Below are 23,039 nucleotides of genomic sequence, written 5' to 3' on the forward strand. Positions count from 1 at the left end.
TGGGCGAGGAGACGACACAGATGAAGGCTGTTCACTTCGGCGCAGGCAACATCGGTCGCGGTTTCGTCGGTCTCTTGCTGGCTGAGGGCGGATACGAGGTGGTGTTCTCGGATGTCGCTGCTCCGCTTGTCGAGGCGCTGCGCGAGGCGGACAGCTACACCGTGCACGAGGTCGGCGATGGCGGCACAGACCGGGTTGTGACGGGCTTTTCCGCCGTCAACAGTGCGCAACACCCTGAGCAGGTCGCAGAGCACGTTGCGGGCGCGGACGTTGTCACGACGGCGGTCGGACCGACCGTCCTGCGCTTCATCGCGCCCCACGTGCTCGCCGGTCTGCGCGCACGCAGCCCCCACGCGGCGCCGTTGCAGGTGATGGCGTGTGAGAACGCCATCGGCGCCACCGATCAGCTACGCGCGCAGATCGTGGAACTGGCCGGCGAGGAATGGGAGCGTCTCGCCCCCCGTGCGGTTTTCGCAAACACCGCCGTTGATCGCATCGTTCCGGGGCAGCCGGGCGGCGGCGGCATCGACGTCACCGTCGAGCCGTTCTTCGAGTGGGCAATAGAACGGGGCCCCTTCGGCGACACTCTTCCGACGATTCCCGGTGCGCACTTCGTCGACGATCTCGGCCCGTACATCGAGCGCAAGCTGTTCACGGTCAACACCGGGCACGCCGCCGCCGCCTATGTTGGCGCGGTGCACGGCGCGGAGAAGATCGCCGAAGCGCTGGCGATCCCCGAGGTTACGGACGCCGTGACCGCGGCTCTGGAAGAGACGGGGGCCCTGCTGGAGGCGAAACATGGTTTCGCTGCGGCCGAGCTCGCCGCGTATCGCGAAACCATTCTTCAGCGCTTTCGCAATCCCGCCCTGCCGGACACGGTCCAGCGCGTCGGCAGGCAGCCGCTGCGCAAACTGTCACGTCACGAAAGGTTCATCGGCCCCGCGGCCGAGGCAGCAGAGCGCGGACTCGGCGTCGACGGGTTGCTCGCCGCGATCGGTGCCGCAATCGCGTTTGACAGCCCGGATGATGAGCAGTCCGTCGAACTCCGCCGCAAGCTGACCGAACTCGACGCCGAGACGTTCACATCGTTCGTCACGGGTCTGGAGAGCGGCCACCCGCTGTTCTCCCGCATCGTGGAGGTTGTGGCCGCCGCACCGGCCTGACCTCCCGTCTCACGGTTCCCCGGTCGCGTTCGCGCGGCCGGGGAACGCCATGTTTCGGTGCACAATGGACGCCCGCACGGCGCAGGGTTCCTCACCGTGAGACGCAGCAGAACACGCACACCACCGCGTACGGCAGAATCGGCTCATGAGCTTCGACGACACCTCACCTGGCGCGGGAACGTCCATCGCCGCGCTCGTCCTCGCCATCGTCGGCGTCATCCTCGCTCTGCTCGGCTTCGGCGCGTCGTTCTCGATGATCCTCGGATACGTGTCCTTCGCGTCATGGGCGTTTTTCCTGATCGCGCTCATCCTGGCCATCGTCGCTCTCGTTCGGCGAACACGGGGAACGGGGACGAGCATCGCGGCCATCGTCATCGCCGTTGTCGGTGGCGTCATCGCTCTGCTCTCAGCCTTCGCTGTCGTCACAACGATCGTCGTCAACCACGCAGTTCGCGTGACGGAAGACTTCAACCAGCTCATTCCGGGACGTGGCGACTCCGACATCCCCGGTTTGACGATCCGCGACAACCTGCCCCCAGACATTGCGGCCGACTGCGAGACGGTCGTGAACATCGATTGGCCGGCTGCCACAAGCGTTGACGGATATCTCGATCATCTCGAGGCTGCGCTGATCACCGACGAGGTCCGCGAGCCGGTCGCCGTACTCTCGGCCGTTTACGCCGAACTCGAGGAGCTCACCGGCGGCACCGACATCACCGAGCTCTCGCCAGAGGACTACGCCAGGATCGGTACCCGCCTGCTTTCCGTCACCACCGACATCACCTCGGCGACAACCTCGCTTTCAGAAACGTGCGGAATCGATCTGCGCCTTCCCACCTTCTGAGAGACAGACGATGTTGTCACGTGCCTCAGCATCGTCTGTCTCGGCCGCCAGCCATGCCTCGAACGTGACGCTGTCGAGCTCTTTCGCGCGGGGGTGCTCCCATGGCCGGTCGGGATCAAGCTCGGCCGCAAGCTCGTCGAGCAGCGCGATCAGCCGGACGATCTCCGCCTCGGTTTCGGCAGCGACGGGGAAGATGTCGCCCGTGAATCGCGCCAGCTCACCCGACTTCGCGATGTAGACGCTTTCGCCTGCTCGGTATCGATCGAAGGTGTCAAGGCCGAGTTCGTCGAGGGTGGCCAGGAGAGCATCCTGATCGGGAGAGACCCACTGTCCGCCCACCTCGAGCCGCGCTCCGTCGACCGTGTCGGTCCATGTGCGCCCGCCAACGCGGTCGCGGGCTTCCAGCACGGCTACGGTGACGCCCTGCGCCACGAGGTCGGCTGCGGCACGCAGGCCGGTGGGGCCGGCACCAACGATGACGACGTCGCGTGTGATCTCGGTCATGTTCTGCTCCTTCGCATACAGCCCCGGAGGACTTTCCCGAGAGCCTAAGCAAGCTCGCCGCAAACGGATGGGTGTCGCTCCTATTCCGACATCGGCAAGAGCGTCGGGCTCAGCGAAGCCGCCGTGCGCCAGCGCGTGCAGCGGCTCACCGAGTCGGGAGTCATGCAGATTGTCGCCGTGACCGATCCCGTACAAATGGGGTTCGACCGGCAGTCCATGATCGGCATCCGCGTCTCGGGAGACACCCGCGCTGTCGCCGATGCGCTCAGCGAGTTCCCCTTCGTCGTCTACGTGGTGCTCACGGCGGGGTCATTCGACATCATGGCTGAGGTGCTGTGTGAGGACGACGACGAGCTCCTCGAGATCTTGAACTCTCAGATCCGAGGTGTTCCCGGCGTCGCCGCGACAGAGACGTTCCTCTACCTTCACCTGCGCAAGCAGCTGTACAACTGGGGAACGCGCTGAGCTGAAAGCGCGCCGCGCTTAGCGGTTGAATCCCTCGGTGATCAGGTCGATCAGCTCTTCGCGCAGCTCAACGGGCAGGAAGGTCGCGGCCGCTGCGTTCAGCTGGAACTGCTCAAGATCGTCCAGGTCGTATTCGAACGTCTCCACCAGCTGAGAAAGCTCACGGGTGAGCGTGGTCCGGCTCATCAAGCGGTTGTCCGTGTTCACCGTGACGCAGAAGCCCAGCTGATAGAGCAGATCGAACGGGTGATCCTCCAGCGACGCTCCCCACGCCGCGGTGGCGCCGGTTTGCAGATTGGAAGACGGCGATAGCTCCAGCGGGATTTCACGGTCGCGCACCCAGCGTGCGAGGTCGCCGAAGCGCACCCGCACCTCGTCATCTTCTGTTTCGATCGTCTCGAGGTCTTCCGCGATGCGCACGCCGTGACCGATTCGCAGAGCGCGACCGGTGATCAGCGCATCGCGGATCGACTCCGGCCCCTCGGCCTCGCCGGCGTGCAGAGAAACGGGGAAAAACTCCCCCGCGAGGTAGCTGAGTGCCTCCGCGTGACGCGAAACGGGGAAACCCTGTTCCGGGCCGGCAAGGTCGAATCCGACAACGCCATCCTCGCGAAAATCAACGGCAAGCTTGGCCACCTCGAGCGAGCGGTTCGCCTGGCGCATCGCCGTGAGGATCTGGCTGACGCGAATCGCGTGCCCCGCCTCATCGGCAGCGTCCTCGCCCTCTTCGATGCCGTCCTGGACCGCCTGAACGGCCTCGGCCATTGTCAGCCCGCCGTCCGTGTGCAGCTCGGGAGCCCATCGCACCTCGCCGTAAATGACGCCGTCGTTAGCCAGGTCCTCAACGAACTCGCGCGCAATTCGCGTGAGGTTGTCGGCCGTCTGCATCACCGCAAGCGTCAGATGAAAGGTGTCGAGGTATTCCTCGAGTGTGCCTTTGCTCGCTGATTCCGCAAACCACTCTCCGAGCGCACGCGGGTTGTCGGCGGGAAGCGGAACGTCGAGCTCCTGGGCGAGCTCGAAAACCGTCGAGGCTCGCAGCCCTCCGTCGAGGTGATCGTGCAGCGACACCTTCGGAAGGCTACGAATGGGGACATTGCCCACCATCGCCTCGCGACGTGACGACCCACGGGATGATGTGCGGCGGGACATGTTTTTCTCCTGGCGTTGAGGACGGCTGCTCATGCGGTGATGCGATCGCGAACGATCGGAGCGGGCCCGGGAGCAGTATCGCCGATCTCCCACGCGCCCACCAGCGCATCAGCCGCCCGGTCGAATCGCCCGGCCTCCGACGCGCCGAGGGTCATGATGATGTCGCCACGCTTCACGGCGTCACCGGGTTTCACGGCGAGGTCGATGCCGGCAGCATGGTCGACGCTGTCCTCTGCCCTGGCACGTCCCGCTCCGAGGCGCCATGCGGCGATTCCGACGCCGAACGCATCGATACGAGTGATCACACCGTCGCGATCGGCCCGGATGACCTCGGTCTCGTTCGGCGCGGGAAGCGGCGCGTCCGCGTCGCCGCCCTGGGCTTCGATCATGCGCCGCCACGAGTCCATCGCACGGCCGTCCGCCAGCGCATCAGCGGGGTCCGCATCATCGACGCCCGCCATACGCAGCATCTCGGTCGCCAGCGCCACGGTGAGTTCGACGACGTCGACAGGGCCGCCGCCGGCGAGAACGTCAACCGATTCGCGCACCTCGTTGGCGTTTCCGACGGCCAGCCCGAGCGGCGTCGACATATCCGTGAGAAGCGCCGTTGTCGTCACACCGGAATCAGTTCCCAGGCGCACCATCGTCTCGGCAAGTTCTCGCGCGCGAGACTCGTCCTTCATGAAAGCGCCGGAACCGAACTTCACGTCGAGAACAAGAGACTCTGTGCCCTCCGCGATCTTCTTCGACATGATGCTCGAGGCGATGAGCGGAATCGCCTCAACCGTTCCCGTCACGTCCCGCAGCGCGTAGAGCTTCTTATCGGCGGGCGCGAGACCCGTTCCGGCCGCGCAGATCACGGCGCCCGCTGGGCCCGCCAGCTGCGACATCATCTCGTCGTTCGTGAGAGCTGCCCGCCATCCGGGAATCGACTCGAGCTTGTCGAGGGTTCCTCCCGTGTGGCCAAGGCCGCGCCCGGACAACTGCGGCACCGCAACACCGTACGCCGCGACAAGAGGGGCGAGCGGAAGCGTAATCTTGTCGCCGACGCCACCGGTCGAGTGTTTGTCGGTTGTGCGCTTTCCGATCCCGGAGAAATCCATCCGCTCCCCCGATGCGATCATCGCGTCGGTGAGCACCCGAATCTCCTCGCGGCCCATGCCGTTGAGCAGAACGGCCATCGCGAACGCCGCCATCTGCGCGTCGGCAACGTAGCCGCGGGTGTAGGCGTCAACGAGCCAGCGGAGCTTCTCCTCGGGAACCGCCCCGCCGTCACGCTTGGTGCGGATCACATCAACCGCATCGAATGGCTCGCTCATGTGTCTCTCTCCTTCTCAGCCAGCCACGCGCGCGAGGTCACGGGGCCCGAAGGCGTCGGGTAGCACCTCATCCACGTGCCGGATACCCGACACCGTTTCGAGCAGCATGTCCTCGTGTGAGTGTTCGTACAGCAGCTGCCGGCAACGGCCGCACGGCATGATCGTCTCGCCGGCACCGTTGACGCAGGTGAAGGCGATGAGCTTGCCCCCTCCCGTCATCGCCAGCTGCGACACGAGGCCACACTCAGCGCACAGCGTGACACCGTACGCAGCGTTTTCCGTGTTGCAGCCCGAAACGATGCGGCCATCGTCGACGAGCGCGGCGGCGCCAACGGGATAGTGCGAGTACGGCACATATGCCTTGCTCATGGCGGCGTTCGCCGCGTCTCGAAGCGCTGACCAATCGATGTCCGTCATCGCCGTCAGCCCTTCACGTACGGCGTACCCGCAGCAGCCGGCGCACGCGAGGTGCCGACAAAGCCCGCAACGGCGAGGATCGTGATCACATACGGCAGCATCAGCATGAACTGGCTCGGAATCGGCGTTCCGAGCACAACGAGCAGGCCCTGGAGCTGGCTAGCGAATCCGAAGAGCAGACCGGCCAGGGCCGTCTTGATCGGATCCCACTGGCCGAAGATGACCGTGGCGAGAGCGATGAACCCCAGTCCCGCCGTCATGTTCTCACCAAAGCGCGGAACGGAGACGAGCGTGAAATACGCACCGCCCGCTCCGGCAATCGCACCGGCAAGCGTCACGTTCCAGAAGCGGGTCGCGTTCACCCGAATGCCGACCGTGTCAGCCGCCTGGGGGTGTTCACCCACCGCACGTAACCGCAGGCCCCAACGCGAGCGATACAGCCCCCACGTGACGACGACGACGGCGACGTACATCAGGTAGACGATCAGCGTCTGGTTGAACAGGATGCCGCCGATGACCGGGATCTCGCTGAGCACGGGAATGGGCATCGTCGAGAAGCGGGTCGGGTTGTTGAGCGCCGCCTCGTTCGGAGACAACAGGATGTTGTAGAGGAACGTTGTCAAACCCAGCACGAGAACGTTCAGCACAACACCGACGATGACCTGCTGAACGAGGTACTTGATCGAGAACGCCGCAAGAACCAGCGCAACGAGCACGCCGCCGAACATCGCGCCGATGAGGCCGGCGATGGGGCTTCCCGTGATCGAGCTCACCAGCGCCGCGTTGAACGCGCCCAGCAGCAGCTGTCCCTCGATCGCCACGTTGACAACGCCAACGCGTTCGCCGATAACACCGCCCAAACCGCCGAAGACTAGCGGCACCGCGAGCGATAGCGCACCGGCTAGGAGTGTGACAACGGGAACCATGCCACCCGCGCCTGCCCAGGCGAGAAAGCCGAAGAGCCCAAAGGCCGCGAACGCGATGGGGACCCAGATGGCCGTCCGCCGGTAAGTCAGCGTGTTCCACACGGCGAATGCCGCGAGCAGCCCGAGAACAGCGATGCTCAGCCATGCGGAGGTCGCAGCCGGAACACTGATCTGGCCCAGCTGGATCGTTGCCGGACCGCCGGCGAGGTTGAATCGCGCGATGCCCTCACGCGGTGACAGGCTGTACAGCAGCGCCAAAAGCGCCGTCATCACGAGGAGCGTGATCGGGAGCTTCCACGATCGCACCTTCACGTGCTCACGCTCGATCGGGCCCTCGTCCGGCATCGCCGTGGTGTCGCCTACCGTGATCTGGCTCATCGCGCCACCGCCATCTTCGCCCGCTTGGCCTGTTTGCCGCGCGCTTTCGCCTGCTTTTCTTGTGCTGTCTTCGGGAGGAAGAAAATCGTCCGCACGAGAGGCGGCGCCGCGACGAACAGCACAACAACCGCCTGAACAACGAGAACGATGTCGACCGGGATGCCCTCGGACGACTGCATCGTGTACGACCCGGCCTTCAGCGCGCCGAAGAGGAGGCCCGCGGCAACAACACCGAACGCCCGGCTCCGGCCCAGGAGGGCAACGGTAATCGCGTCGAAACCGAACCCGGCGTCAATCGTCGAGGTAAACCCGCTCGTGATCGCCCCCTGAATCTGTTGCGATGCGGCAAGTCCGGCAAGGCCACCGGCGATCAGCATCGCGTAGACGTACATCCGCTGCACGCTGATGCCCGAGGCCTTTGCGGCGTGCGGGTTCTCACCGACGGCCCGCATGCGCATTCCGAGGCTCGAACGCTCCATGAGCCAGTGCACGAAGACCGCGGCGATCAGCACGAAGATGAAGCCCCAGTCGAGCGCCGGATAGCGCGCATCGATCAGATCGGGGAACTGCGCGGCAGCCGGTGTGGGTTCCGAGATCGGCTGGTTACTCCCGGCCCGCTGCAGAACGCCGGACGTCGACACCATCCACGTGACGAGGTAGACCGCGACGTAGTTGAACATGATCGTCAAGATGACCTCGTGCGCGCCTGTCAGCGCCTTGAGGAGACCGACGATTCCCGCCCAGATGGCGCCACCAACAACGGCGCCGATCATCGTCATCACGAGCTGCAACGGCATCGACAGCCCCATGGGGAACGTGATCAGCGCGGCGAAGGCCGCTCCCATCAGGATCTGTCCCTGAGCACCGATGTTGAACATTCCGACGCGGAAGGCGACGGCCACACCGAGACCCGCTGCGATCAGAGGAGCCGCGTAGCCAATCGAGTTCGTCAGCGACCTGATCGCAATGGCTGGTTCGGCTGCACGCGTGTTGTAGATGGCGCCGCGGAACATCGCATCGTAACCACCGGCGATCGCCTGCCACAGCGCGGCGAAGGTGTCACCGGGACGTGCGAAGAAGTATCCGGCAGACGAGCGAACGTCGTCGCTCGTCAAGGCGATGAGGATGCCACCGACCGCAAACGCCACAACAAACGCGAGAATCGTCGTCACGACATTTCCCCGAAGCATGTCGCGAATCAGCTGATTCTCACGCGGCGGCTCGGGAACGCTCTGCGTTGCGGTTGTGATGGGGGTCTGCTCGCTCATGCTGCCTGCTCCTCGACCTCGGCGCCGGCCATCATGAGGCCCAGAGTCTCACGCGGGGTGTCCCCCGGCACGATTCCAACGATCTTCCCTCGATACATCACAGCGATCCTGTCGCCGAGCGCGACAACCTCGTCCAGCTCCGTCGATACGACGATCACGGCGAGGCCCTCGTCGCGCGCCGCCACGATGCGGCTGTGAATGAACTCGATCGACCCAACGTCAACGCCGCGGGTGGGCTGAGCGGCAATCAACAACCGGATGTCCCGGTTCATTTCTCGTGCGACGACGACCTTCTGCTGGTTTCCGCCGGAGAGCATTCCTGCCCTCGTCTCTGGCCCCTGCGCACGGATGTCGAACTCCTCGATGCACTCGTGCGCGAAACGATCGAGCTGGGAACGACGCAGCGTACCGGCCGAGGTGAACTCCCCCGTGTCGGTGCGGTCGAGGATGAGATTCTCGGCGATCGACATCGTGCCAACAAGGCCGTCGATTTTGCGGTCTTCCGGAACGAATCCGACGCCAGCGCCGAGAATCGCGTGAACGCTGCGACCGTTCAGTTCGATCCCACCGAGATTGATCGAACCGTCAACGTTGCTCTCGAGCCCCACGAGGGCCTCCGTGAGCTCCGTCTGCCCATTTCCCTGCACACCGGCGATTGCCAGGATCTCTCCCGGTCGCACATCAAAACTCGCGCCATCAACCAGGATCGCGCCATCGTCGCCGCGCACGCGAAGACCTCGCACCTCCAGTCCGCCCGCGGTGCGGGGGACGGCGGGGGATTTCTGCACGGTCAGTTCGACGGCCCTGCCCACCATGAGGCTGGCGAGTTCGGCGTTCGTGGACTGCGGCGATGCGGTCCCGACGATTTTGCCACGGCGGACGACCGTGATCCGGTCAGCAACCTCACGCACCTCACGCAGCTTGTGCGTGATGAAAACGATTCCCTTGCCCTCGGCCTTGAGCTGACGCATCATCGCCATCAGCTCGTCGGTCTCCTGGGGGGTAAGAACAGCCGTTGGCTCATCGAAAACGAGCACCTCGGCATCACGCGACAACGCCTTGATGATCTCGACCCGCTGCTGCACGCCGACGGGGAGATCCTCGACCTTGGCGTCGGGGTCGACCTGGAAGCCGAATCGCTTGGCCACATCTCGCACCTGCTGACGAGCGCGCCCGAGGTCGAGCGCACCGAGTTTCGTCGTCTGCTCATGCCCGAGAGCGACGTTCTCGGCCACCGTAAACACCGGAACGAGCATGAAGTGCTGATGGACCATGCCGATGCCGGCCGCCATCGCCTCTCCTGGGCCCTGAAAATGTTGGACGACGTCGTCGATGAGGATGTCGCCTTCATCGGCCTGGTACAGGCCGTAGAGGACGTTCATCAGCGTCGACTTACCGGCTCCGTTCTCGCCGAGAAGTGCGTGGATCTCGCCGGGTTCCACAGTGAGATCGATGTGATCGTTGGCGACGAGGCTGCCGAATCTCTTCGTGATTCCGCGGAGCTCGAGCTTCATGCAGTCAACCTAACCTGAAGGGCAACGGGGGTCTAGTGAGGGACGACATGTCCCTGTGGACGCCACGCGGGGCGACCGGATGATTCCGATCGCCCCGCTTGTGTGTGTGTGGGCCGATTACGGCGAGTTCTCCGACTCGACAACGAGGTCGCCCGAGATCAGCTGCTCCTGCAGATCAGCCAGCTCGTCGAGAAGGCCATCCGGAAGCTCCGACTCGAAGTCGTGGAAGCCGGACAGGCCCGTTCCGCCGTTCTCCAGCGTGCCGATGTAGGCGTCGGTGTTGAAGTCGGCGCCATCCTGCGCCGCCTCGACCGTTGCGTCATACGTTGCCTGGTCGATCGCCTTCATGATGGACACCAGGATGATGTCGGCGTTGTCGGGCTCTTCGAGCACGAGGTCGCTGTCGACACCCAGGAGGACGACGCCCTCGTAGGAGTCGCGCATCGCGGCAATCGCCGGCGTGTAGATCGGTCCGCCAACAGGGAGAATGACGTCGACGCCCTGTGAGAGCACCTGCTCCGCCGTCTGACGCGCACGGTCGTTCGCCTCGAAGCCGCCCGTGAACAGGCCCTCCTGCGTTTCGACGTTCCAGCCGACAACAGAGACATCTGCGTCGTGCTCTTCGTTGTACTTGTCAACGCCGAGCGCGAAACCGTCCATGAACACCGTCACCGACGGAATCTGCATGCCACCGAAGGTGCCAACAGAGTCGCTGCCGCCGATCTCGTGCGAGTACGCGGCTGCCGCGTAGCCCCCGAGGAACGCTGCTCCAACGGTGTCGAAGACGAGAGGACGAATGTTGGGAGCGTCGGTTTCGCCGTCGAAGTCGTTGTCTGCCCAGTCGTCGATGATCGCGTAGTTCAGGTGCGGGTTCGCGAGCGCCGATTCGACCGTTGCGGCCGAGAGGTTGAACCCAACGGACACGATCAGATCGCATCCTTCATCAACGAGTGCCGACAGGTTGGGGCCGTAGTCGTTGGAGTTGGTGGACTCCATCTCGGTCGGTGTCACGCCGAGGTCGTCACCGGCACGATCCATGCCCGTCTTCGCCGACTGGTTGAAGGAGCGGTCGTTCCAGCCGCCCTCGTCCGAGATCAGGCAGGGCAGGAAGTCGAGGCCTTCGGGCACTTCAACTTCCGTACCGTCCCCCGCGTCAACCGGCGTTTCTGCTTCCGGCGCTGTGCCGCAGGCTGCGAGCAGAATCGCCGCACTCGTCACGGCGAGGCCGCTGAGTGCCGCACGCTTCATTGTCTTCATCTGCTGTGTCCTCCTGAGAGAAAGGGCCTCCAGCGCACGGTCTCCAAACGGATCGGCGCCGCAGAGGCATTGTGCACACGCTACATGGTCAACAACGAGCAATCAGTTCATCGGTGATGCCCGCAACGCGATAGTTACAAAACGACATGCTGGTGTGCACATTCGCCCACCGGCACGCCTGATCCGAACGAATGCGCGTCTAGAGAACGTCGTCTTGGCCGCGGTCGTGAAGCGCGTTCACGGCGCTCTTGACGCGCTGCGCATGCTCTGGCGTGGTCACCAGCAGGGCGTCCGGGGTGTCAACGACAATGACGTTTTCCACGCCGATCAGCGCGACAACGCGATCCGTTTGAGAAACAACGAGAGCACTTGCATCGTCGCTCAGGACGTTCGTGTTCTCGCCCAGCACGGTGACGCCGTCGCGGACGCCGCCGCTGATGAGCGTCCACAGACTCGCGAAGTCGCCCACATCGTCCCAGTCGAACTGGCCGGGGATCACGGCGAGACGGCCCTTGTCAGCGGCAGGCTCGGCGACCGCGTAGTCGATGGCGATCTTCTTCAGCGTGGGCCACACGCGATCCACGACCTCGTCGCGCGCGTCTGTGTCCCAGGCCGCCGCGATCTCCACGAGTCCGTCATGGAGCTCCGGTTCGTTGATGCGCAACTCTTCGAGCAGCACATCGGCGCGCGAGATGAACATGCCGGCGTTCCACAGGTACGAGCGGTCGGCGAAGTATTGCCGCGCTGTTTCCAGGTCGGGCTTCTCGACGAAACGCTCAACGAGAGCCGCCATCGGAGCTTCGTCGATGATGAGCTCCTGACCGGTTTTGATGTACCCGAAACCGACAGCGGGCTCTGAGGGCTGAATACCGATCGTGGCGATGTACCCCTCGCGCGCCGCGGCAACAGCCTGACGCACCGTGAACTCGAAAACGCGCTGACGCTTGATGACGTGATCTGCCGCGAACGAACCGATAATCACGCCCGGGTGACGCCGCTCAAGGATGGCCGCTGCCAGGCCGATCGCCGCTGCGGAGTCGCGGGGTTCTTGTTCGATGAAGACGTTCGCCAGGTCGATGTCACCGAGACTCTCTTCCACCTTGTCGCCGTGGGCGCGCCCCGTCACAACGCTGATGCGGCCCGGGCCGGCCAACGGCAGAAGGCGGTCCCATGTTGTTCTGAGCAAGGATGATCCCTCGCCCGTGAGGTCATGAAGGAACTTCGGGGACTCAGCCCGCGACAGCGGCCAGAGACGTGATCCGATACCGCCGGCAGGAATCACGGCGAAAAAGTCATCGATCGGCTGAGACATGCCCCCAACGGTATCCGACGCGTCCGGCACACTGCTGAGACATCCCCGGAGGCGTCTCGGGCGCCGCGTTCCCGCCCGTTCAGCGTGACTTAGGTCGCCCTTTGTCGATGCCGCGGCCTGCCGCGAGTAGGCTAGAGGAGGCCCGATCTGCGCGCCGTCGCCGGAGCGCTCCCATCGGGGAACGAAGTGTCGATCAGAGAGGACGATCGTGTCCGCAACCGCGCGTCTGACACCCGATGTGTCTCAGACCTCATCAAAGGTTCCGCGGGGGACGCTCTACCGCGGGCGTGAAGGAATGTGGTCCTGGGTGCTTCATCGCATCACGGGAATCGCGATTTTCTTCTTCCTCTTGGTGCACGTCCTCGACACCGCATTGATCCGCGTCTCCCCCGAGTCGTACGACGCCGTGATCGGGGTCTACAAGACGCCGTTGCTCGGCTTCGGCGAAATCGGCCTCGTCGGCGCGATCGTCTACCACGCCTTCAACGGGCTTCGCGTGATCCTCATCGACTTCTGGTCGAAGGGCGCGAAGTACCACCGCCAGATTTTCTGGTGCGTTATCGCCGTGTGGGCCGTCGTGATGGTCGGCTTCTCCGCACGACACATCCCCAACGTCCTCTCGCACGTCGGAGGTGGTCACTGATGTCCGTCCAGAACATCGACGCTCCCCGTACTCCCGCTCGCACCAAGGGTTCGAACCTGGAGAAGTGGGGCTGGATCTACATGCGCGTCTCGGGCGTTCTGCTCATCGTGCTGATCTTCGGCCATCTGTTCGTCAACCTCATGATCGGCGACGGCATTAGCGCAATCGACTTTGCGTTCGTCGCCGGCAAGCTGGCCAACCCGTTCTGGCAGTGGTGGGACGTGGCCATGCTGTGGCTCGCCTTCATCCACGGCTCCAACGGCATGCGCACGATTGTTAACGACTACGTGCTGAACAAGGCCGTCCAGAAGACGCTCGTCTGGGTGATCTGGATCGTCGCCGCGCTCATGATCCTGCTCGGCACGCTGGTCGTCTTCACCTTTGACCCCTGCCTCGGTGTCACCGAGACGAGCACGCTCTGGGACGCTTGCGTCGCCGAGGGCGCTGTCGGCTGACGCGAGAGATTGACTGAGGAATGACTTCTACTGCTTATCCCGACGCTGAGCTTAAAGACGGCGTCTACTACCACCAGTTCGACGTTGTGATCGTCGGTGCCGGCGGCGCAGGAATGCGCGCAGCCATCGAGGCCGGCCCCGGTGCGAAGACCGCTGTTGTCACGAAGCTCTATCCGACGCGGTCCCACACGGGCGCCGCGCAGGGCGGCATGGCGGCAGCTCTGGGCAACGTCGAAGAAGACGGCTGGGAATGGCACACGTTCGACACCGTCAAGGGTGGCGACTACCTCGTCGACCAGGACGCGGCGGAGATCCTCGCGAAGGAAGCCATCGACGCGGTCATCGACCTCGAGAACATGGGCCTGCCCTTCAACCGCACGCCCGACGGAAAGATCGATCAGCGCCGCTTCGGTGGTCACACCCGCGATCACGGTCAGGCTCCCGTTCGTCGTGCTTGCTACGCAGCAGACCGCACGGGCCACATGATTCTCCAGACGCTGTATCAGAACTGCGTCAAGCTGGGCATCAACTTCTTCAACGAGTTCTATGCGCTCGACCTCATCACGGTGAAGGAAGACGACGGCTCGACCAAGGTCGCCGGCATCGTGGCGCTCGAGCTGGCAACGGGTGAACTGCACGTCTTCCACGCCAAGTCCGTTGTTTTCGCCACCGGCGGCTTCGGCAAGATGTTCAAGACCACCTCGAACGCGCACACCCTCACGGGTGACGGCGTCGGCATCATCTGGCGCAAGGGCCTGCCCCTGGAGGACATCGAGTTCTTCCAGTTCCACCCGACGGGTCTCGCTGGTCTCGGCATTCTGCTCACGGAGGGTGCTCGCGGTGAGGGCGCCATTCTGCGCAATGCCTCGGGTGAGCGCTTCATGGAGCGTTACGCACCCACGATTAAAGACCTCGCGCCGCGCGACATCGTCGCCAGGTCGATGGTCAAGGAGGTTCTCGAGGGCCGCGGAGCCGGCCCCGAGAAGGACTACGTCTATCTCGACTGCACCCACCTGGGCGCCGAGGTTCTCGAGACCAAGTTGCCCGATATCACGGAGTTCGCCCGCACCTACCTCGGCGTCGACCCTGTTGTCGAGCCCGTTCCGGTGATGCCGACGGCTCACTATGCGATGGGCGGAATCCCCACGAACAACGATGGTGAGGTCCTTTCGGACAACTCGACCGTTGTTCCTGGTCTCTATGCGGCCGGAGAGTGTGCGTGTGTTTCGGTGCACGGTTCGAACCGTCTCGGCACCAACTCACTTCTCGACATCAACGTCTTCGGCAAGCGCTGCGGCCAGAACGCCGTGAAGTATGCGAAGTCGGCAGATTTCGTTCCTCTTCCCGAGGACCCCGCCAAGGAGGTCCGGGAACTGGTGGAGAGCATCCGCAGCTCTCAGGGCACCGAGCGCGTCGCCGACCTGCGCAAGACGTTGCAGGATGAGATGGACAAGAACGCTCAGGTGTTCCGCACGGAAGAGACCCTCACGAACGTGATGGGAACGATCCACAGCCTGCGCCAGCGCTACCAGAACGTCTACGTCGATGACAAGGGCAAGCGGTTCAACACCGATCTGCTCGAGGCGATCGAACTGGGCTTCCTGCTCGACCTCGCCGAGATCGTTGCCTACGCTGCGCGCAACCGCAAGGAAAGCCGCGGCGGTCACATGCGTGAGGACTACCCCGACCGCGACGACGCCAACTTCATGAAGCACACGATGGCGTACCTCACGGGCGATCCCCACTCGCCGAACCCCGAGGACCACATCACGCTCGATTGGAAGCCTGTCGTGATGACCAGGTACCAGCCGATGGAGAGGAAGTACTGATGGCTGCCACAGCGATCCAGACAGAGGCCGCCGCTCCTGTACCCGCTCCCGATTCCGATTCCGATTCCGAGGCGATCCAGTCGTACCTCGTCACCTTCATGGTGCGCCGGTACAACCCCGAGGTCGACGAAGAGCCCAAGTGGGTGGACTACGACGTCGAGATGTATCCGACGGACCGTGTTCTCGACGCCCTGCACAAGATCAAGTGGGACATCGACGGCACGCTGTCGTTCCGCCGTTCGTGCGCACACGGGATCTGCGGTTCAGATGCGATGCGTATTAACGGCCGCAACCGTCTTGCCTGCAAAACGCTGATCAAGGATCTCGATATTTCGAAGCCCGTCTACGTCGAGGCCATCAAGGGTTTGCCTCTGGAAAAGGACCTCATCGTCGACATGGAGCCGTTCTTCGACTCATTCCGCGAGGTGCAGCCCTTCCTCCAGGCGCAATCGGCTCCGGAGAAGGGCAAGGAGCGCTTCCAATCGATCGAGGATCGCGAGCGCTTCGACGACACGACCAAGTGCATCCTCTGCGCCGCGTGCACGACCAGCTGCCCCGTTTTCTGGACCGATGGCCAGTACTTCGGTCCGGCAGCGATCGTCAACGCGCACCGCTTCATCTTCGACTCGCGTGACGACGAGGCCCAGGTTCGTCTGGACATCCTCAACGACAAAGAGGGCGTGTGGCGTTGCCGCACGACCTTCAACTGCACCGAGGCATGCCCCCGCGGCATCCAGATCACAAAGGCGATCGCCGAGGTCAAGCAGGCTGTTATCTCGGGCGTGAAGTAACGTCCGTCCGAAGAAGGCGCCGGGTTCCGTTCAGGAGCTCGGCGCCTTCTTCATTCGGGCGTCAGGGGTCGCCGGTACGGTGGTGATCATGACACGCATCGCCTCCGTCAACGTCAACGGTATTCGCGCAGCGGCCCGCAAGGGTATGAACGCCTGGCTCGATTCCTCGGACGTCGATATCCTCACGATCCAGGAGGTGCGCGGAACACGCGAACACCTCGAAAGCCTGCTACCCGGGTGGCATGTTCTCGAGCATGAGTCACCGCAGAAGGGCCGAGCGGGCGTGGCCATCGCGTCACGCGAACCCGCCGTCGCTCATCGAACGGATCTCGGAATCGACCCGTTGGACGCCGATGGTCGCTGGCTCGAAGCAGACTTCGCCATCGGATCCGATGTTGTCACGGTCGTGAGCGCCTATGTGCACTCGGGCGAGGCTGACACTCCGAAGCAGGAACAGAAGTGGTCTTTTCTCGACGCCATGACGGTGCGTCTCCCCCAGCTCGCAGACGGCGGCCTTGCCGTTGTCACGGGAGACCTCAATGTGGGGCACCGCGAGTTCGATATCAAGAACTGGCGCGGTAATCGCAAAAAGTCCGGTTTCCTCCCCCGCGAGCGCGCCTACTTTGACCGCTGGCTCGCACCGCTCGGACAGCAGACCGACTGCGTCGATGGCACGGTCGGCACGGGCCTCGGCTTCGTCGACGTCGGGCGCACCGCTGCCGGCGAGGTCGACGGACCATACACGTGGTGGTCCAACCGCGGCCAGGCGTTCGACAACGACACAGGGTGGCGTATCGACTACCACCTGGCAACGCCGTCCCTCGCTGAGCGCGTTGAGGCATACCGCGTCGACCGCTACCCCTCGTACGACACGCGCTGGAGCGATCACGCCCCCGTCGTCGTCGACTACCGCCTGGGGTAAAGCGACGTGCCAGGAGTGCCGTGTGGCACTCCTGGCACGTGACGCGCGTTCGTCGACGCGCTACCGCTGGAGCATTTCGACCAACCGAGACTTGGTCAGACGCGAGTAGCCGCTCTTGCCGAGCTCACGTGCGCGCTGCCTCAGCTGGGCAACGGTCAGCGCCGCGAGATCCTGAGCATCCTCGCCCGCACTCTTTGCGGCGGCTGCCGCCACACGCGGTTGATCTGAGATCTCTCGAACGACCTTCTCGATCGACGAGGTCTTCTTCGCCGCTGTCTTCTTAGCCGATTTCTTAGCCTTCTTCGCCGCCGCAACGACGTCGTCGACCTTCTTGTTGGCGGACTTCTTGGCCTTCTTCTTCGCCTTCGCGCGAGCCTTCTGCTCAGCCTTCTTCGCAGCGGCTGCCGCCTTTTCTGCATCCTTGAGGATCTGCTTCTTCCCATCACTGAGCGAGACAACCACCCTCTCGGCCTTCTTGCGCGCCTTCTTCGGGCTCTTCGCGACCTTGCTCTCCGCGTCTGCGGCAACCGTCTTTGCGTCAGCGGCCAGTTCCTTCAGCTGACTGCGCGCATCGCCCGCGAGCGCTTTGGCGGCCCTCTTTGCCTTCTTGGCCGCCTTCTCGGCGTCCGCGATGGCATTCCGTGCCTTTTGTTCAGGTGTCGTCGACTTACCCATGTCCGGATCATATGGTTTCGCTGACCCTGGGCGAAACCCGTGCCAGGCGAACCTCCAGGGCTCGTTCACTCGGCGTTTACCTGCGCGCTCCGATCCGGACAGATCCCCCGCTTAACTTCACTGTCTGTTGGGTCCCGTTCCCATCACCCTCCACCATTTTGTCCTCCCTCACGGATCGGATACACACGTGAAGCTCACCCGCCTCTCCGGCATCTCGGCTCTCGGCGCGATCGCCGCTCTGACGCTCGCCGGCTGCGCAGCCAACGAGGGCCCCGCCGGCAACTCGAACGGCAACGATTCGGCCGAGACCGGAAACGGTTCTGCTCTGACCGGAACGCTCTCCGGCATCGGCGCGTCCTCAATGGGCGCCGCACAGGACGCGTGGACGGTCGGTTTTCAGACCATCCACGACGGCGTCACCGTGAACTACGCACCCGAGGGCTCCGGCGCCGGACGCGAGAACTTCATCTCCGGGGCTGCGGACTTCGCCGGCTCCGACCGCGCGTTCCACCTCGAGGAAATCGCCGACAACGACTTCGGTGCGTGCACGTCCGCGGACATCGTCGAGGTTCCCGTCTACGTCTCGCCGGTTGCTCTTGCCTTCAACCTTCCCGGCATCGAGTCGCTGAACATGGACCCGGAGACGATCGCCGCTGTCTTCAAGGGCGACATCGCCACATGGGACGACGAGCAGATCGCCGAGCAGAACGACGGTGTCGAGCTGCCCAGCCTTCCGATCACTCCCGTGAACCGTGCCGACACATCGGGCACAACGGAGACCTTCGCTGAGTACATGGCCTCGACCGCGCCCGATGTCTGGGACTTCGAGGTATCCGGCGACTGGCCGATCCAGGGCACCGAGTCGGGTCAGCAGACGGCGGGCGTTCGCTCGGCTGTTGAGTCGGGCGAAGGAACGATCGGCTACCTCGACGCCTCGCAGATCCCCGAAGGCTCCGGCCAGGTGCACGTCGGTGTCGACGGCGAGTACGTTCCGTACTCGTCAGACGCAGCCTCGATGCTGATCGAGGGCTCGCCCCTCGAAACGGGTCGCGGTGCGGCCGACCTGGTCTTCGACGTGAACCCCGCAGCTGCGCCCGCCGGTTCGTACCCGATCGCACTGGTTTCCTACGCCGTTGCGTGTGCGACATACGCTGACGCGGACAAGGCAGAGCTGGTCAAGACCTACCTCGAGTACGTCGTTTCGGCTGAGGGCCAGGAAGCTGCAGCGGAGTACGCCGGCAGCGCTCCGCTCTCCGACAGCCTGCGCGAGACGGTTCTCGGAGCCATCAGCGCGATCTCCTGATCACGCCGGTGCGAGGACCGGCCCTGAGCCGGGTAATCTGAGCACCGACGCGTCGCCCCCGTGAGCGTGGCAGAGCACGCACTCTGTCACACTCACGGGGGCACCCGCATGAACCAGACATTCTCATCACCCGAAGACTGGGAGCCCATGTCCACGTCTGAGAAGACGCCCCCGCCCACGGACGCACCCGCGATCGATGCCGGACGCATCGTCGCGAAGAAGCGCCCCGGAGACCTCGCGTTCTCGGGAACAGCCCTCGCCGCCGGCGTGCTGATCCTCCTGACGCTTACCGCCGTCGCCGTCTTCCTGGTGATTCAATCGCTTCCAGCGTTTCGCGCGGACACGTCGAATAACCACATCTTGCGCGGTGAGAGCTTCTGGCCCTATGTTGGCCCGCTCATCTTCGGAACGATCTGGTCGTCGGTCCTCGCACTCGTCCTCGCGACGCCGATCGCCATCGGCATCGCCCTGTTCATCTCGCACTATGCTCCACGCGGGCTCGCGACCGTGCTCGGCTACATCATCGACCTGCTCGCCGCCGTTCCGTCGGTCGTCTTCGGTCTCTGGGGGGCGCTGACGTTCTCCGGATTCCTGCAGCCGTTCTATGTGTGGCTGGGGAGCACGGTCGGCCAGGTTCCCGTTCTCAACATCCTCTTCGGTGGCGTTGTCTCTCCCACCGGAAACACCATCCTCACGGCGGCGCTGGTTCTGGCCGTCATGATCCTTCCCGTGATGACTGCCATCTGCCGCGAGGTGTTCCTGCAGACACCGAAGCTTCATGAGGAGGCCGCTCTGGCGCTCGGCGCCACGCGGTGGGAAATGATCACGATGGCCGTCCTGCCGTTTGCTCGCGGCGGAATGGTGTCCGGGATGATGCTCGGCCTCGGCCGAGCGCTCGGAGAGACGATGGCAGTGACGATGGTGCTCTCGGGATCGCACATCGTCGTCTTCCAGCTGCTGACATCCGCGAACCCGACAACGATCCCCGCAAACATCGCCCTTTCTTTCCCGGAGTCGCACGACGAGGGCATCAACACGCTCATCGCGACGGGTCTGGTCTTGTTTATCGTGACCTTCGCGGTCAACGCCGTTGCGCGCTGGATTGTGAACCGCCGTGCCGAGTTCTCGGGAGCGAACTGATATGACTACTGCCACGTCCGCTCCCCCACACCAGATGGCAGCCGGGCATCTCCCCCGGTGGGCGCCCTGGGCGCTTCTCGGAGCGTGTTTCGCGATCTCCGGAGCCGTGTTCACCTTCGCCAACGCCGGCTCTGACCTCGCCGAGCTGAACGTCGCTGGGCTCCTGTTCATCGGCATGGTCTTGTATGTCGTCGCGATTTTCGTGATCTCAACGCTCGCGGAGAGTCGTCGCCACGCAATAGACCGGCTGATGACCGCTCTTGTCGCGACCGCCTTCGTCATCGCCTGCCTCCCGCTGGCCTCGGTCGTGTGGACTGTTGTTATCAACGGCATTGGCCGCTTCGACGCGGAGTTCTTCACGTACACGATGCGCAATGTCCTCGGCGAGGGCGGCGGTGCGGTTCACGCAATCTGGGGCACCGTGATCATCACGCTGCTCGCCACCGTGATCTCCGTTCCTGTCGGGCTGATGACCTCGATCTACCTCGTCGAATACGGCGAGGGGCGCAAGCTTGCCCGTGCAATCACGTTCTTCGTCGATGTCATGACGGGAATTCCCTCGATCGTCGCGGGTCTGTTTATCTACGCCGCGTTCGCACTCATCCTCGGCCCCGGCATCCGGATGGGAATCATGGGCGCCCTCGCGCTGAGCGTGCTGATGATCCCGGTCGTTGTGCGCGGCTCGGAAGAAATGCTGCGGATCGTGCCGAACGAGCTCCGTGAGGCGTCCTACGCTCTCGGCGTGCCGAAGTGGTTGACGATTGTGAAAATCGTGCTCCCCACCTCGATCGCCGGGATTATGACGTCGGTGATGCTCGCCATCGCCCGGGTGATTGGCGAGACCGCTCCGCTGCTTCTCACGGCCGGCTTCACGCACAGCTTGCAGACGAATCCCATCGAAATGGACAACGGCAACATGATGACGCTGCCGGTCTTCGTCTACAACCAATACATTATGCCCGGAACGGACTTCGCGGCCGCCCACGGGCGCGCATGGGCCGCGGCCCTCACGCTGATTCTCATCGTGATGGCGCTCAACCTTGTCGCACGCCTCGTCGCGAAGTTCTTCGCCCCCAAAATGACCGGCCGTTGAGCGCCGTTACCGTTTCCGAGACCCGAACAGAAGGATTCTCTCAGGTGTCCAAGAGCATCGAAGTCAACGACCTCAACGTCTACTACGGCGATTTCCTCGCCGTCGAGGGTGTCAGCATCGACATTCAGCCGGGAACCGTGACGGCCTTCATCGGCCCGTCAGGGTGTGGCAAGTCCACGTTCCTGCGCACCCTCAACCGCATGCACGAGGTCATTCCGGGCGCACGCGTCGAGGGTGAAGTCCTCATCGATGGGCGCAACCTGTACGGCCCGGGCATCGACCCGGTGCTCGTCCGCCGGCAGGTCGGGATGGTGTTCCAGCGTCCGAACCCGTTCCCAACGATGTCGATCCGCGACAACGTGCTTGCCGGTGTGAAGCTCAACAACCGCCGCATGGCGAAATCAGACCAGGATGCGCTCGTCGAGCGGTCCCTGCGCGGAGCAAACCTGTGGAACGAGGTGAAGGACCGCCTCGAGAAGCCCGGTTCCGGATTGTCGGGCGGGCAGCAGCAGCGCCTTTGCATCGCGCGTGCCATCGCCGTATCGCCCGATGTGATCCTCATGGATGAGCCCTGTTCCGCGCTCGACCCCATCTCGACGTTCGCCATCGAGGAGCTCATCGCCGAAATCAAGAACGACTACACGGTCGTGATCGTCACGCACAACATGCAGCAGGCGTCACGCGTGAGCGACAAGACGGCGTTCTTCAACATCGCCGGAACCGGCAAGCCGGGCAAGCTGATCGAGTTCGACGACACGAACAAGATCTTCACCACCCCGGCGATGAAGGCAACCGAAGACTACGTGTCGGGCCGCTTCGGGTAACCGATCCGGCTGAAGAAAGCCTCAGGCCCTCGGGAATGTTCCCGGGGGCCTCATGGTTAGACTGGGTGTGCCGGGTCGCGGATAACCCCGGGCTCCAAAATTTGCCGCTTCGAGCGGCCTTCCGCCGAGAGGCGTTTTTCCGCGGCCCGGTCTTTTCTTTCCCGCCGAGCTCCGCTCCGGGAGCACGCTCCTCCTCAGCAGAGCAGACGGCTACATCAGGTCGTCGCGCCGCCAGAGCCGGGCGGCCAGGCTAAGCTCCTCGGCAAAGCTGCTGAGCCGCGCGGCGCGCGTGGTGAGTTCCGTCGCCCGCTCAGGCTCTGTCACCTCGTAGTCGTCAGCGATGTGCGTCGCGCCCGATGCTTGTACACGGCAAAACGCGGCTGTGCGATCGAGGGCGACGGCGAAATCTCCCGTGAATGCGCCACGGAAGATCGTGTTGATCAGGGCGACGAGTTCGTCGGGGCTGGCGGGAGTCGGAGCCCCCGCAATGATCGGGTCACCCGTGTGTAGGTGCGCCCTCCCCCGTTCGTACAGCAACGACGCGGTCTGCGCGTCGTGGTGAATGCTGAGCTGCACCAGGTACATCCGCCACAGCGCGCCCGGAAGGGATTTGGCGGGCATGTGCGACCAGAGCTGGGCGATGTCATCGATGCCATGTGTCGCCGTGAATCCGATGAGCCGGTCTACGACTTCTGGGTCTTCCTCGTTTCTCACGCGCGCGAGGAGTGTCGCCGCCGTCTGATGCGCGGCGCGCGACACCTCGGCCGGGTCCTCCGCCTCGAAAAGTCGATCGAGCGTGTCGGACGGCCGAAAAACAGGTTTGGAGAAGTCGCTCATGATCACCT

General features: G+C 64.0%; 22 protein-coding genes and 1 pseudogene. 12 read left to right on the top strand and 11 right to left on the bottom strand.

Annotation, left to right across the window (positions count from 1 at the left end):
• The first annotated feature begins 20 nt into the window (after window positions 1-20).
• Together G6N81_RS04610 and G6N81_RS04615 are read left to right on the top strand one after the other, a co-directional pair.
• Complete coding sequence (locus G6N81_RS04610; protein WP_165137790.1) at window positions 21-1,163, top strand: mannitol-1-phosphate 5-dehydrogenase; 1,143 nt, start codon at window positions 21-23, stop codon at window positions 1,161-1,163.
• 145 nt (window positions 1,164-1,308) lie between these two features.
• Entirely contained in the window at window positions 1,309-2,007 is a 699-nt protein-coding gene (locus G6N81_RS04615) for a DUF5336 domain-containing protein (RefSeq protein ID WP_165133717.1), read from the top strand.
• Here the strand turns inward: G6N81_RS04615 and G6N81_RS04620 are convergent.
• Window positions 1,966-2,511: a flavin monoamine oxidase family protein gene (locus G6N81_RS04620; protein WP_165133720.1), complete on the bottom strand. Its 546-nt coding sequence runs from the start codon at window positions 2,509-2,511 to the stop codon at window positions 1,966-1,968. The genes G6N81_RS04615 and G6N81_RS04620 overlap by 42 nt on opposite strands.
• Window positions 2,512-2,571: 60 nt before the next feature.
• On the opposite strand from G6N81_RS04620, the pseudogene G6N81_RS04625 reads away from it, so the two are divergent.
• Window positions 2,572-2,976 (top strand): annotated as a pseudogene (locus G6N81_RS04625) (Lrp/AsnC family transcriptional regulator); the annotation flags it as partial.
• A gap of 18 nt (window positions 2,977-2,994) precedes the next feature.
• Here G6N81_RS04625 and G6N81_RS04630 read toward each other — a convergent pair.
• The 8 genes from G6N81_RS04630 to G6N81_RS04665 all read right to left on the bottom strand — a co-directional run bounded on the left by G6N81_RS04630 (window position 2,995) and on the right by G6N81_RS04665 (window position 12,519).
• Entirely contained in the window at window positions 2,995-4,083 is a 1,089-nt protein-coding gene (locus tag G6N81_RS04630; RefSeq protein WP_165137792.1) for an adenosine deaminase, read from the bottom strand.
• A 74-nt stretch (window positions 4,084-4,157) separates the two neighbouring features.
• Entirely contained in the window at window positions 4,158-5,447 is a 1,290-nt protein-coding gene (locus G6N81_RS04635) for a thymidine phosphorylase (protein ID WP_165133723.1), read from the bottom strand.
• Window positions 5,448-5,462: 15 nt separating this feature from the next.
• A complete protein-coding gene (locus G6N81_RS04640) occupies window positions 5,463-5,864 on the bottom strand; it encodes a cytidine deaminase (protein WP_165133726.1) in 402 nt (133 codons plus the stop codon).
• Window positions 5,865-5,869: 5 nt separating this feature from the next.
• Window positions 5,870-7,168 (bottom strand): ABC transporter permease, encoded by a 1,299-nt coding sequence (locus G6N81_RS04645; protein ID WP_165133729.1) that lies wholly within the window; start codon window positions 7,166-7,168, stop codon window positions 5,870-5,872.
• Window positions 7,165-8,436, bottom strand: a complete 1,272-nt coding sequence (locus G6N81_RS04650; protein ID WP_165133732.1) for an ABC transporter permease — start codon at window positions 8,434-8,436, stop codon at window positions 7,165-7,167. Before G6N81_RS04650 ends, G6N81_RS04645 begins: the two co-directional genes overlap by 4 nt.
• Window positions 8,433-9,950, bottom strand: a complete 1,518-nt coding sequence (locus G6N81_RS04655; protein ID WP_165133735.1) for an ABC transporter ATP-binding protein — start codon at window positions 9,948-9,950, stop codon at window positions 8,433-8,435. Before G6N81_RS04655 ends, G6N81_RS04650 begins: the two co-directional genes overlap by 4 nt.
• A 117-nt stretch (window positions 9,951-10,067) precedes the next feature.
• Entirely contained in the window at window positions 10,068-11,207 is a 1,140-nt protein-coding gene (locus G6N81_RS04660; RefSeq protein ID WP_165133738.1) for a BMP family lipoprotein, read from the bottom strand.
• Window positions 11,208-11,406: 199 nt separating this feature from the next.
• On the bottom strand, window positions 11,407-12,519 hold the full coding sequence (locus G6N81_RS04665; RefSeq protein WP_165133741.1) for a mannose-1-phosphate guanylyltransferase: 1,113 nt from the start codon (window positions 12,517-12,519) through the stop codon (window positions 11,407-11,409).
• Between the two features lie 208 nt (window positions 12,520-12,727).
• On the opposite strand from G6N81_RS04665, the gene sdhC reads away from it, so the two are divergent.
• From sdhC to G6N81_RS04690, 5 genes are all read left to right on the top strand, one after another.
• Complete coding sequence (sdhC, locus tag G6N81_RS04670; protein WP_165133744.1) at window positions 12,728-13,162, top strand: succinate dehydrogenase, cytochrome b556 subunit; 435 nt, start codon at window positions 12,728-12,730, stop codon at window positions 13,160-13,162.
• On the top strand, window positions 13,162-13,617 hold the full coding sequence (locus tag G6N81_RS04675) for a succinate dehydrogenase hydrophobic membrane anchor subunit (protein ID WP_165133747.1): 456 nt from the start codon (window positions 13,162-13,164) through the stop codon (window positions 13,615-13,617). Before sdhC ends, G6N81_RS04675 begins: the two co-directional genes overlap by 1 nt.
• A 20-nt stretch (window positions 13,618-13,637) precedes the next feature.
• Window positions 13,638-15,446 carry a succinate dehydrogenase flavoprotein subunit gene (gene sdhA, locus G6N81_RS04680; protein WP_165133750.1) on the top strand — a complete coding sequence of 603 codons (1,809 nt, stop codon included), beginning with the start codon at window positions 13,638-13,640 and terminating at the stop codon, window positions 15,444-15,446.
• Complete coding sequence (locus G6N81_RS04685) at window positions 15,446-16,237, top strand: succinate dehydrogenase iron-sulfur subunit (protein ID WP_165133753.1); 792 nt, start codon at window positions 15,446-15,448, stop codon at window positions 16,235-16,237. Before sdhA ends, G6N81_RS04685 begins: the two co-directional genes overlap by 1 nt.
• 88 nt (window positions 16,238-16,325) lie before the next feature.
• Entirely contained in the window at window positions 16,326-17,159 is an 834-nt protein-coding gene (locus G6N81_RS04690; protein WP_165133756.1) for an exodeoxyribonuclease III, read from the top strand.
• 60 nt (window positions 17,160-17,219) lie between these two features.
• On the opposite strand, the gene G6N81_RS04695 is transcribed toward G6N81_RS04690, so the two are convergent.
• Window positions 17,220-17,834, bottom strand: coding sequence for a hypothetical protein (locus tag G6N81_RS04695; protein ID WP_165133759.1), 615 nt, complete (start codon window positions 17,832-17,834; stop codon window positions 17,220-17,222).
• Window positions 17,835-18,021: 187 nt separating this feature from the next.
• On the opposite strand from G6N81_RS04695, the gene G6N81_RS04700 reads away from it, so the two are divergent.
• The 4 genes from G6N81_RS04700 (at window position 18,022) to pstB (ending at window position 22,194) form a co-directional block, all read left to right on the top strand.
• Window positions 18,022-19,137 (top strand): phosphate ABC transporter substrate-binding protein PstS, encoded by a 1,116-nt coding sequence (locus G6N81_RS04700; protein WP_165133762.1) that lies wholly within the window; start codon window positions 18,022-18,024, stop codon window positions 19,135-19,137.
• A 147-nt stretch (window positions 19,138-19,284) separates the two neighbouring features.
• On the top strand, window positions 19,285-20,277 hold the full coding sequence (gene pstC, locus G6N81_RS04705) for a phosphate ABC transporter permease subunit PstC (protein ID WP_165133765.1): 993 nt from the start codon (window positions 19,285-19,287) through the stop codon (window positions 20,275-20,277).
• Window position 20,278: 1 nt separating this feature from the next.
• Window positions 20,279-21,370 (top strand): phosphate ABC transporter permease PstA, encoded by a 1,092-nt coding sequence (pstA, locus tag G6N81_RS04710; RefSeq protein ID WP_165133768.1) that lies wholly within the window; start codon window positions 20,279-20,281, stop codon window positions 21,368-21,370.
• 44 nt (window positions 21,371-21,414) lie between these two features.
• Window positions 21,415-22,194, top strand: a complete 780-nt coding sequence (pstB, locus tag G6N81_RS04715; RefSeq protein ID WP_165133771.1) for a phosphate ABC transporter ATP-binding protein PstB — start codon at window positions 21,415-21,417, stop codon at window positions 22,192-22,194.
• 210 nt (window positions 22,195-22,404) lie between these two features.
• Here the strand turns inward: pstB and G6N81_RS04720 are convergent, their stop codons facing one another.
• Window positions 22,405-23,031 carry a DNA-directed RNA polymerase subunit beta gene (locus tag G6N81_RS04720; protein WP_165133774.1) on the bottom strand — a complete coding sequence of 209 codons (627 nt, stop codon included), beginning with the start codon at window positions 23,029-23,031 and terminating at the stop codon, window positions 22,405-22,407.
• Between the last annotated feature and the right edge of the window lie 8 nt (window positions 23,032-23,039).

Source organism: Microbacterium amylolyticum (assembly GCF_011046975.1).
GTDB lineage: Bacteria > Actinomycetota > Actinomycetes > Actinomycetales > Microbacteriaceae > Microbacterium > Microbacterium amylolyticum.